Consider the following 4,451-nt stretch of genomic DNA (forward strand, 5'->3'; position numbering starts at 1 on the left):
GCCTTCTCCGGCCAACTCGTCCCCCAGGATCCAAATGACGAGCCAGCCTCGGTGCTGCTAGCGCGTATCAAGGCCGAGAAGGCTGCCCGCGCAAAACCCGCCAAACCTGACAAACGTTCGCGGAAGACCGCCGCATGAGCGACCGCTACGACACGAGCGGCAATCCAGAAGCTGATTTCGAGCCTGGCGCTAATGGTCTTGTCCTCGCCAACCTGCTTGGTGTGACGGACCCTGTGGAGATGAGCGAGATCGCCATGCTTAGCCAAGCCGGTTGAGCGAAAGCGAAACCGGCTTCGTCTGGAGCTACTCGTTAGGCAATTTTCTTCGTTAACAAATCTTGATCTAACTCAAGCGTGTAAGATAGGATAGTGTTCATGTTAATTTTTTGCGATGCTTTTAATATTTCAATACCTGCAAGCTTCCCCTCAGCAGTTGTATCAATATTAACTCCCTCTGCAGTCTCAATAACTCCATCTGGCTCATCCTCGCCTAGTTTTAAGTACAGTGTATCAACTGATTCATCGTAGTGAACGTTCATCTGTTTTGCCTTTCTTCAGTGGATAATTTGTAACCACAGTCAGTGTGAAGCCTTCGACAGCCACAACGACTTTTATTGGATATCTAAACCCCGGTACATTTTTGATAATTTCATGCTCACCTTCAGATAAATCAATATCCGAAAGAATCTCACGAATCATGTCTTCAGAGATTCTGTAGAGCTTTGCTCTTCTCTTCGCATGTCGTGAGAATTGGATGATCATTTGCTTTTTTATGCGCCATCAAGTCCTTGATTTCGCTGTGGCGTGGCACAGCTGTTAGTTCGCTATTGGCTATGTTTTTCCAGATCGAATGTCTGTTGCCTTCCCTTACTAATTCGCATCCATTTCTTCTCAGAAGCTGAATCAGCTTTCCTCGCTTCATAGTGCTAATGGAATTGTCTCAAAGTCCTTATCCGCGTGCTTGTAAGCCTCTTCGGCCCTTAGTTCCAGAATATCGATCACAGCCTCCCTCAAGCTCAAGAGCAGCTCATCTTTTGTTCGTTCTTGAGCATTGGCGCCGGGTATTTCTTCAATCCAGCCTAACCACCAATCACCGTCTTTTTTTACAATGGCGGTTAATTCGCCTTTCATGGTTTTCCTCTTTGTGCTTTGACTTGAGAGCGTTCTTGCTTTTTTTTGGCTAGCGCCATCATAACCCAAACCCCAAGCTCCCATCGCAACCTGACACGAGAACAACAGAGACCCCGTGAACACCGCCTCAATCATCTCCAAGGTCTGGAGCTTCTGTCACACCCTGCGCGATGATGGCGTCGGCTATGGCGACTATCTGGAGCAGCTCACCTATCTGATCTTTCTGAAGATGGCCGACGAGTATGCGCGGCCGCCCTACAACCGCGAGATCGGCATCCCGCCCGGCTATGGCTGGCAGGATCTCAAGCAACGCCGGGGCGCCGAGCTGGAGACGCACTATCTGCAACTGCTGCGCCGACTCGGCACCAGCACCGGCATGCTCGGGCAGATCTTCACCAAGGCCCAGAACAAGATCCAGGACCCGGCCAAGCTGTATCGGCTGATCGACATGGTCGACAGTACCAGCTGGGTGACGATGGGCGCTGATGTCAAAGGTGACATCTACGAGGGTCTGCTGGAGAAGAACGCCGAGGACACCAAATCCGGCGCTGGCCAGTACTTCACGCCACGCCCGTTGATCCGCGCCATGGTCGAGTGCGTGCGTCCCGAGCCGATGCGCACCATCGCTGATCCAGCGTGCGGTACGGGCGGCTTTTTCCTGGCCGCTCACGACTTCCTCTCCAACCGCGACAACTACCAGCTCGATCGGACCCAGAAGCAGTTCCTGAAGAATCAGACCTTCCACGGCCACGAGATCGTTGCCAACACCCGTCGGCTATGCCTGATGAATCTGGTGCTGCACAACATCGGCGACATCGACAGCGAGGGCAACATCTCGCCCGCCGATGCCCTGGTTGCACCAAGTCCGCGGACCTACGACTACGTGCTGGCCAATCCGCCGTTCGGCAAGAAGAGCTCGATGAGCTTCACCAACGAGGAGGGCGAGCAGGCGACCGAGGAGCTGACCTACAACCGCCAGGACTTCTGGGCGACGACCTCGAACAAGCAGCTCAACTTCGTCCAGCATATTCGCAGCATGCTCAACAGCAGCGGACGCGCGGCGGTGGTGGTGCCGGACAACGTCCTATTCGAGGGCGGTGCCGGCGAGACCATCCGCCGCAAGCTGCTCGAGAGCACGGATCTGCATACCATCCTGCGCCTGCCGACCGGCCTCTTCTACGCCCAAGGCGTCAAGGCCAATGTGATCTTCTTCGACAACCGAGTGGCGAGCCCAGACCGCTGGACCAAGACCGTCTGGTACTACGACTACCGCACCAACGTGCATCACACGCTGAAGCAGAAGCCGATGCGCTTTGAGCACTTGGCCGACTTCATCCAGTGCTACAACCCAAGCAATCGGCATGAGCGCCGACCGACCTGGAACCCGGACACAAGCCCCGAGGGCCGCTGGCGCTGCTACGACGCCGAGGAACTGCTGGCCCGCGACAAGGCCAGCCTGGATGTCTTCTGGCTCAAGGACAAGAGCCTCACCGATCTGGACAACCTACCGGAGCCCGAGGATCTCGCCGAGGAGATCATCGAGAACCTCGAAGCCGGCTTGGCCAGCTTCCGCGAGGTGTTGGCGAAGCTTGGCAAACACGACTGACGGATTGGATGCTGATTCCGATCGGTGACGATCTCCGTGCGGAAATCGTCATCGCGCATCGCCCGCAGGGCCTGCTAGTCCGTTCCGGCCTTGGTGCGGCTCTTAGGTTCCTCGGTGGCGGCGGGGTGCGACTTGATCCAATGCTCTCCGTGCACGTAGCTGCCCCAGCTGCGTTGCACGACGGCAAACAGTAAGGCCGTTGACCAGCCGAGGAGGAGCACGCCATTCAGCGCCTCGATGCCGGCGAGCATGCGCCATTGCTCGGTCGCCAAGGTGATGTCGCCATAGCCGACCGTGGTGAAGGTGATGGCGGAGAAATACAGGGCCTGCTCCAGGGTGCCGATCGGGGTCACTGGCGTCAGCACTCGATAGGCCAAGGCCCAAACCAGGATCTGCAGCCAATGCAAGAGCAGCAGCCCAAGCGCGGTCAGGATCACCGCCAGTAGGGCGCGTTGCGGCAGGAGTTGACCATCTGGCCCAACATGATGACGGGCCAGAAAACGGATCAGCGCGATCGAGCCAAGGCCCTGGATCAGCACCGTGATCACGACCAGCAAGGCGCCGGTGAGCAGGGGCAGGGTCATGGCATCACTGCATGGATCACTCGACTGCTTTCTGAAAGGAGCCCGGTCATGACCTTGGTACGTCTTGTTGCCGATGGCCTGCTGCGATGCTCATGTCGTGCTTGGCGACGCGCCTCCGTTGGTACTCAGCCTCTGAGCGCTCGCCAGGGATGCCGGCTGCCCCTCTTTGATCCCAAACAGGATCGCATACAGGGTCGGCACCAGAATCAGCGTCAGCACCGTCGCAAAGCCCAGCCCCGCCATCATGGTGATCGCCATGTTGACGAAGAAGACATCGGGCAGCAGCGGGATCAGGCCGAGAATCGTCGTCGATGCGGCGAGCACCACCGGGCGCATGCGGCTGACGCCGGAATCGAGAATCGCCGTATAGCCCGGTTTGCCAGCCTCGATCTGTTGGTCGATCTCCTCGATCAGCACGATCGCGTTCTTGATCAGCAGGCCGACCAACGCCAAGGCACCGAGCATCGACATGAAGTCGAACGCGGCATTGGCACCAAGCAGCCCGGCGGTGATGCCGATGATCGCCATCGGCACCGTGAGCCAGATGATCAGCGGCTGGCGGATCTTGCCGAAGAGCAGGATGCTGACCAGGATCATCGCCAAGAAGCTCGGCGGTAGTACGCCGAACAGCGCGCTCTGCGCCTTGGTTTGGTCCTCGTACTCGCCGCCCCAGGATAGGCTGTAGCCCGGTGGCAGTTGCATCGCCTCGATCTGCGGGCGCAGGCGCTCGAACAGCGGCGAGGCCAGCGGGCTACGCGGGTTAGCCGAGGCGATGATGGTCTGCTGGCGGTCTCGCCCGCCGATGACCTGGTTCTCCCAGACTGTCTCGAAGCCGCTGACCACCTGGGCGATGGGTACCGCGCGCTGCAGCACCGGGCTCCAGACCTGCACATCCTGGATGTTATCGACATCGATGCGCTCGCCGAGCGGCGCCCGCACCAGGATCGGCAGCAGGCGCTCGCCGTCACGATAGAGCCCGACCTGCACGCCATCGAAGGCATACTGCATGGCCTTGGCGACATCCTCGCGGGTGATGCCGAGCTGGCGGCCGACCTGCTCATTGAACACCGGCCGGATCACCTTCACCGGCTCGCGCCAGTCGTCGCGGATCTCCTTCGCATCCGGGTCGGC

Annotated in this window: 8 protein-coding genes; 2 read left to right on the plus strand and 6 right to left on the minus strand. The window is 58.5% G+C overall.

Annotation, left to right across the window (positions count from 1 at the left end; translation table 11 throughout):
• Positions 1–134 precede the first annotated feature (134 nt).
• Complete coding sequence (locus VBE63_RS25125; RefSeq protein WP_323685745.1) at positions 135–275, plus strand: hypothetical protein; 141 nt, start codon at positions 135–137, stop codon at positions 273–275.
• 35 nt (positions 276–310) lie between these two features.
• Here VBE63_RS25125 and VBE63_RS25130 read toward each other — a convergent pair whose 3' ends face one another.
• Genes VBE63_RS25130 through VBE63_RS25145 form a run of 4 tightly spaced genes read right to left on the minus strand, consistent with a single transcriptional unit; the run spans position 311 to position 1,271 of the window.
• The gene (locus VBE63_RS25130; protein WP_323685746.1) at positions 311–538 is read right to left on the minus strand and encodes a DUF2283 domain-containing protein; all 228 of its coding nucleotides are present in this window, start codon (positions 536–538) and stop codon (positions 311–313) included.
• Entirely contained in the window at positions 519–698 is a 180-nt protein-coding gene (locus tag VBE63_RS25135) for a hypothetical protein (RefSeq protein WP_323685747.1), read from the minus strand. Before VBE63_RS25135 ends, VBE63_RS25130 begins: the two co-directional genes overlap by 20 nt.
• A 4-nt stretch (positions 699–702) precedes the next feature.
• A complete protein-coding gene (locus tag VBE63_RS25140) occupies positions 703–921 on the minus strand; it encodes a type II toxin-antitoxin system HicA family toxin (RefSeq protein ID WP_323685748.1) in 219 nt (72 codons plus the stop codon).
• Positions 918–1,271, minus strand: coding sequence for a hypothetical protein (locus VBE63_RS25145; RefSeq protein WP_323685749.1), 354 nt, complete (start codon positions 1,269–1,271; stop codon positions 918–920). The genes VBE63_RS25140 and VBE63_RS25145 overlap by 4 nt, the downstream gene beginning before the upstream one ends.
• Here VBE63_RS25145 and VBE63_RS25150 point away from each other — a divergent pair.
• Positions 1,246–2,736, plus strand: coding sequence for a class I SAM-dependent DNA methyltransferase (locus tag VBE63_RS25150; protein WP_323685750.1), 1,491 nt, complete (start codon positions 1,246–1,248; stop codon positions 2,734–2,736). The two genes, VBE63_RS25145 and VBE63_RS25150, sit on opposite strands and share 26 nt — an antisense overlap.
• 74 nt (positions 2,737–2,810) lie before the next feature.
• Here VBE63_RS25150 and VBE63_RS25155 read toward each other — a convergent pair whose 3' ends face one another.
• Positions 2,811–3,320 (minus strand): potassium channel family protein, encoded by a 510-nt coding sequence (locus VBE63_RS25155; protein WP_323685751.1) that lies wholly within the window; start codon positions 3,318–3,320, stop codon positions 2,811–2,813.
• A 90-nt stretch (positions 3,321–3,410) separates the two neighbouring features.
• Positions 3,411–4,451: efflux RND transporter permease subunit (locus VBE63_RS25160; protein ID WP_323685752.1), on the minus strand; the 1,041-nt coding region annotated here is incomplete at its 5' end.

This window comes from Lamprobacter sp., assembly GCF_034860625.1.
Classification (GTDB): Bacteria; Pseudomonadota; Gammaproteobacteria; order Chromatiales; family Chromatiaceae; genus Lamprobacter.